Consider the following 6,302-nt stretch of genomic DNA (forward strand, 5'->3'; position numbering starts at 1 on the left):
CCCTGCTCCCAGCGGCTATCTACTTTACTGGCACGGCGGGGTGGCTGTGTGACGTTACTGGCGGTCGGAAGGAATTTATCTGTGCCAGTATATTATAAAAAAGCTGAGCGAGTGAAAACCTTTGGCAAAATGGAATTATAATTATAATGAGGAAGAGCCGGAATCAGGTACAGGGCTGTTATGTGAGATAACATCCCTTGCCTGACTCCGGCTCTTCCTGCAGCAACGGCGTGTACGCCTCGCTGCAAACGTTTAACTACGATAATATACAACGTTTTAAACTGTATGTGCTGTATACACTAAGCTTGCTACCATTTTCCATCTAGCTGACGCAGCCAGCGTTCATCCGCTAGCCAGTAACGTCACACGGCCGCTCACGCCCTTGTTAGTAAAGTAGATAGCGGACGGGGAGCCGGGTGGGAGATGCGCAGGTGTAAGCGGAAGAGGCGGAGAATCCTTTCCGTAGCCCTTATCCTGCGGGATGCAAGCCGCTATCGGCGCTCATTACGCAGGGTTAGGGATACGTGAAATAGTCGGAGCCTCGTACGCATCGGAGCAGATGCCACCCGGCTCCCCGCCCGCAGCCTAATTTACTAAACTCCTAATTACTTTTTTGTTCTCGCGAAGCTTTGGAGAAAAATGGAAAAGGGGCTTGTGTTTTTGTACAGAATCGGTTATCATATGTATTACTCTATAATATCTCAGCATTTTAAACATTCTTTTTATTTCCCTCCGGGTGCTGCCGGATGATATCCAACAATAGCTAAAGTAGAATAAAAGAGGTGGTTCTATGTCAACAGTGGGCTTTGATGTGCTTCGCCTGATAGAACATAACCGTTCCTGCTATGTCAGTTCAGAATTTGTGCAGGGCAGGAATTTGATTCAGTGGCTGAAGTACCATCCTAATATCCCCAAGGAACAACTATTTTCGTGGATGTATGAAATTATGAGACAGCTGCAGCTGTTTCACAGGCTGAAGGGTCGGCCATGCTATCAGTACGTCAATCCGTATAGTATTATCATAAGCGGCGAGGAAAAGCTGTATCTGCTCGATGCCGGAGCACAATCCAGCGAGATGCTCATCAGAAAGATGCAGAGGAAGGCGGTGCGGGATAATTTCCTTCCTCCGGAAGAAAATACATATCGTAAAGCTACGGCTGGGCTTGATATATACGGATTGGGCCGGACATGGCAGTATATGCTGTCAGTCACAGATCCGGCCCCTTCGCTGACGAAAAGGGAAGCGCGAAAAATTAGAAAAGTCATATCAAGATGCCTGTCCAGGCAGTCTAAACACACTTATCGAAGTATCGAAGATATTCAAAAACATTTTCCAATATGCAGAACAAAGTCTTTTATTCTTAAGAAGCAGAAAAAGGTGCTGATAATAACAGCCATTGCCATAATTGCAGCGGCGGGCATTATGATAAGAGGCATTCCTTTTCGTAGTATAAGAAGCAGCGGGGGGCAGAAAGAGGATACCGTCAGCCAAACGCCAGCAGATAAGCCCGGAAAGAAGAGGCAAGACGACAGTGCCAGTGACCTCCTTAAGTTTGACATGGGTATGGTCTGTCTACTGAAGCTAGATCAATATGCAAAAGCAGCAGGCTATCTGGAGGAAGTAGGACGGTACGGCGCAGACTGCTATGCCATGATTGCCAGATATATGGAGAAAGATGCGGCTATGGATGGGGCGTCCGCGCTGGCAGCGGCGCTGGAACGCGCAGAAGATGAGATTCCGGAAGGAAGGGAGCGGGAGTGTATCCACGGGCTTATAAAAGGATATTCATTACTCGGTACGAAAGAGGCAGCTCCGGATATCGTCCGCTTGGGAGACGTGTACCTCAGCCTCTCTGACAGTGAGGGAGGCCGGGAAGAGGCAGATAGGGAAATCATGGAGCTCATGGCGGTATCCTTTGAGGAAATGCAGAAAAAGACGGAGGCCGCAGCCATGTACGAGAAGATACTTGAGCATGAGGAGGCAGCCGGGAACAGGGAGGAGCTGTTTGCTAAGATGACGCTTTTGCAGGAAGCAGGCGGCGAGATAGAAAAGGCATGGGAGTGCTGCAGAAAAGGGATTGAGGAACTGCCAGATTCATCCAGGCTCCGCCTTTTGTATATCCGTATGCAATGCAGGGATACATCGGTAGACCGAAACGTATGTGCGGAGACGATAAAGTCCGCTATCACACATATGCCGGAGCTGGCAGAGATGGAAGAGTTTAAGAAGTTACAGAGAGAATATGACATCCAGGTGGAAGGGGAAGACGTATGGGTAGGAAGATAAGAGAGATAACCATAGTAATTATAATACTGCTTGCAGTATCGGCAGCAGGAACGGTGCAGGAATCAAAAAGCCTGGCAAAAGACACGGTTAGCAAGGCAGAAGAGATTTCAGTGGAAGGGGATAAGGTAACCACGGAGAATAAAGGGGATGGGACGGAAGGAGGGGAACCAGAAGGGCCGGAGGAGCCAGAAGAGCCGGAGGAGCCAGAAGAGCCGGAGGAGCCGGAAAAGCCTATAGAGAAGTATGAGTTCAATTGTCCTGGCCCTGACGGAAAGAATGGCTATTATGTGACATTACCAAAGATAGAGATGGTTCATGTCAGTGAATACGGAGTTACCAGATACCATTTTGTAGACGGGGAGGGTGGAACTATGCAGGGAGAGCTGACGAAAAGCGGGGACAAGGCGTGTATCGGTCCAGAACAGTTTACGGAAGGCGGAAACAGCATATCTGTATGGATGGAAGACGAGGATGGGCATAAGGTAGAAGATTCTGAATGCAGCAGACAATTGCTGGTTGACACGGCAGCCCCTGATGTTCAGCTCTGGGCACCGTCCGGATTGGATGCGTGGTATCAGAGGGAGGCTATGCTCAGCGTAAGGTGCAGCGACGGAGAAAAGGGCAGCCAGGTAGCACAGATATCAGCATATGCAGGAAAACAACTGCTCGGCACGACACCAAATACGCAGGCGGCCTTTCTTATCAGCCAGAAATCCTTACAGGGGAATGGGGTTCCCGTCACAGTACACGCTGTCGATAAAGCAGGTAATAAAAAGGAAGTGTCCCGGAGGATGTATATTGACAATGCGCCCCCGGACATAGCGATACAAGGGATTGACAATTATATGATAACGAGCCGTCCGGCAGAGGTATGCTATCGTGCAGAAGATGATAACATATTAGATGCAGTCACGGTAAGGAATATGAGAGAGAGTCCGGAAGGAGGCGTGGAAGAGCTTCCGGAAAATGAATGGACGAGCGAGGGAGAGGCCCGTGTCATGCGGCAGCAGCTGAGCGAGGACGGCATATATAAGATGGAGCTGAGTGCTTCGGACAAGGCGGGGTTTGTAAGAAGCCGTTCGGCACAGGTTATCGTTGATAAAAAGAATCCTGTGATACGGTTTGTAGATGAGCTGAATGGCCGTTATCTAAGAGAGTTCCAGTGGAATCATACGCTGGAGGAAACTATAAAAGACTTTACATCGTACACATATGAAATCAGACTGAACGGCAAGATATATCCCCCGGGCGAGAAGGTGAAGACAGAAGGTGTCCACACGTTTTTGGTCAAAGCTTTGGACGCGGCGGGAAATGAAGCAGAGGCCCGGGCACGGTTTATGATAGACCGGACGCCGCCGGAAATTATGTTTGCCGATGTAAAGGAAGGGGGAGAATATGAAGAAGAGTGCACGTTTCAAGTGTTGCTTGAAAATAAAAATGATATGATTGATGAGATATGGATAGACGGGGAACAGCAGGCAGTAAATGTAAGCAGCAAAGTGTACCAGTATACGGTACAGGAATACGGGGAGCATTTTGTGACAGTTAAGGCACGTGATAAGGCAGGAAACGAGGCGGAAGCTGATCTGGAATTTGACATTGTGAAGAAGGAGACTATATTTGAGAAACTTCTCAATCCTGTCAGGAAAAGATTTGTGCCGGAGAGGCAATCTGAAAGAGAGATAGGAGGAATGTCAGATGAAAGTTCGGCGCAGGGCAAGTTTGCACTGATTCTGTTAACTGCCGCGGCTGGTACGGCAGCGGGTGCGGCAGTTTACCGGAAAAGGAAATAATCGATTGGTACATTAGAAGAACCGCTGTGAACAAATACAGCGGTTCTTGATAGTCATAAGCATGTCTGGGTGGTTAAGCCTGCATAAAAGGGAGGATGCCAGGAAACCGGCAGCCGGTCCCTGGCATGTATTATGAAAAAGTTTATTCAAAATAGTATTTTACTACTAGACAGTTGGTGCGTTCAGTATCAAACGTATTTGTTCTTCATTTGATAATCTTAGTATAAGGTACACGTATGAAGAAACAATGTTAAAGAAGTGAAAGTTTCTTGAATGATAAATGAATAAACTATGAACGATGGTATAGATGGCAGAGGCCTATCCTTAAAGAACCGGAATGTAGCAGGAACTATCAATGTCTTATCTTGCTGCGCAGGAGGATAATGAGAGGAATCATTATATTAGCGCAAGACATGATATCCCGCCTGTTCTTTATATGCAAGAATAGGCCAGGCAATGTGCCGTATTTGTTTGAATTAGATTTCAGGCCTTCTGTTGCATCAGGTCTGTAAATATATTATCATATAATAGTGACAACTATTGTCACTATTATGGAAAGGAGTATGTAATGTCTAAAGCAGACCGGCTCATTGAGATGATGATAACGATCAATGCCAAAAAGCATTTTACAGTCGGGGAACTGGCTGAAGAATTTTCCGTATCAAAAAGGACAGTGCTCAGAGACCTGCAGTCTCTGGAGCGGGCGGGTTTTCCGCTCTACTCGGAGGTCGGAGCCGCCGGAGGATATCATGTATTGAAGGAAAGGGTTCTCCCGCCGATTACATTCTCTGAGAATGAAGCAAAAGCAATCTTTTTTGCGTACCAGTCTATGCAGTTCTATAGAAATGTACCCTTTGAACAGGAAGGAATATCCGTCTTGAAGAAATTTTTAAACTGTCTGCCTCCGGACATGCAAAATAGTATCACGCAGATACAGAATAAGGTGGTATTCTGGGTTCCGGACAGGCACTGTAGCTCTCCGCTTTTAAGGGACCTTCTGGACATCGTGACAAACGGCTGGGGGGTAACAGTACGGTATTCCTCAGAACATTCCGAAAGCGTACGGACAATTGTCCCGATAGGCTTGTATGCCATGAACGGGTTGTGGTATTGCCCTACCTATTGTATGAAGGCCATGGCAGTACGTGAGTTCCGGGTGGACCGGATAGAGGAAATTATAGAAATCATAAAGAAGCCGGTTATGAAAGCGCCGATGACCGTACATGAATATCTTGACAGGAAGGAGACTGGTAACGATTATCATGTCAGGATATGGCTGAGCGCTTTGGGAGTAAAACGATGTGAAGCGGATTTTCTGCTGGCACGCGGGCTCGAGATCTTTAATGACGGTACCGGAATGATTGATATGGAGATTGCAGGCTCCTCGCTTGCCCTTGTGGCAGACTTTCTTCTTCCCCTGGGCACGGATGCAGAGGTACTGGCGCCAGAAGAGCTTAAAGACGAGATGGGGCGAAAGGCCGAGGCATTGTACCATCACTATTGTATGCAGGAAGGCTAAAGCATCTGATATAATCATTCGGTTGCTATTTTTAAAACGCTACCCTATAATATACATATGAAAAATAATATACATAACAGTATCAGATGATGGAGGAAATGTCATGGACTATGCAAAAGAATCGTTAAAGCTGCATTATGAGTGGAAAGGCAAAATCGAGATGGCAGCAAGAGCTGCCGTGGATAATAAAGAGGCTCTTTCGCTGGCCTATACACCAGGCGTGGCGCAGCCGTGCCTTGAAATCAAGGAAGATATCGACAAGAGCTATGACCTTACCCGCCGATGGAACACGGTGGCGGTCGTGACAGACGGAACGGCAGTGCTTGGACTTGGGGATATCGGGCCGGAGGCAGGCATGCCGGTGATGGAAGGGAAATGTGTACTTTTTAAGGCATTCGGGGATGTGGATGCGATTCCGCTGTGTGTCAGGAGCAAAGATGTGGATGAGATTGTCAATACCGTCGCTTTGCTGGCGGGCAGTTTTGGCGGTGTCAACCTGGAAGATATCAGTGCTCCCCGCTGTTTTGAGATTGAAAAGAAGCTGAAAGAACGCTGTGATATCCCGATATTCCATGATGACCAGCACGGCACCGCTGTCATCACGCTTGCGGGGCTGATCAATGCGCTGAAGCTCGTTGGCAAGAAGCTGGAAGAGGTCAAGATTGTGACAAGCGGCACCTTCTGAGGCACCTTCTGAGTCGGA

At 47.7% G+C, this 6,302-nt stretch carries 3 protein-coding genes and 1 pseudogene; all 4 read left to right on the top strand.

The genetic code is table 11. From position 1 onward, the window contains the following. Nucleotides 1-790: 790 nt before the first annotated feature. Nucleotides 791-2,287 (top strand): protein kinase domain-containing protein, encoded by a 1,497-nt coding sequence (locus tag HMPREF0980_RS16280; protein ID WP_049730123.1) that lies wholly within the window; start codon nucleotides 791-793, stop codon nucleotides 2,285-2,287. Next, on the top strand, nucleotides 2,272-4,080 hold the full coding sequence (locus HMPREF0980_RS16285) for an Ig-like domain repeat protein (protein ID WP_049730124.1): 1,809 nt from the start codon (nucleotides 2,272-2,274) through the stop codon (nucleotides 4,078-4,080). The genes HMPREF0980_RS16280 and HMPREF0980_RS16285 overlap by 16 nt, the downstream gene beginning before the upstream one ends. 568 nt (nucleotides 4,081-4,648) lie before the next feature. Then, nucleotides 4,649-5,599, top strand: coding sequence for a helix-turn-helix transcriptional regulator (locus HMPREF0980_RS16290; protein WP_049730125.1), 951 nt, complete (start codon nucleotides 4,649-4,651; stop codon nucleotides 5,597-5,599). A gap of 103 nt (nucleotides 5,600-5,702) precedes the next feature. Continuing rightward, nucleotides 5,703-6,275 (top strand): annotated as a pseudogene (locus HMPREF0980_RS16295) (NAD(P)-dependent malic enzyme); the annotation flags it as partial. Nucleotides 6,276-6,302 lie beyond the last annotated feature (27 nt).

This window comes from Dorea sp. D27, assembly GCF_001185345.1.
Lineage (GTDB): Bacteria > Bacillota > Clostridia > Lachnospirales > Lachnospiraceae > Extibacter.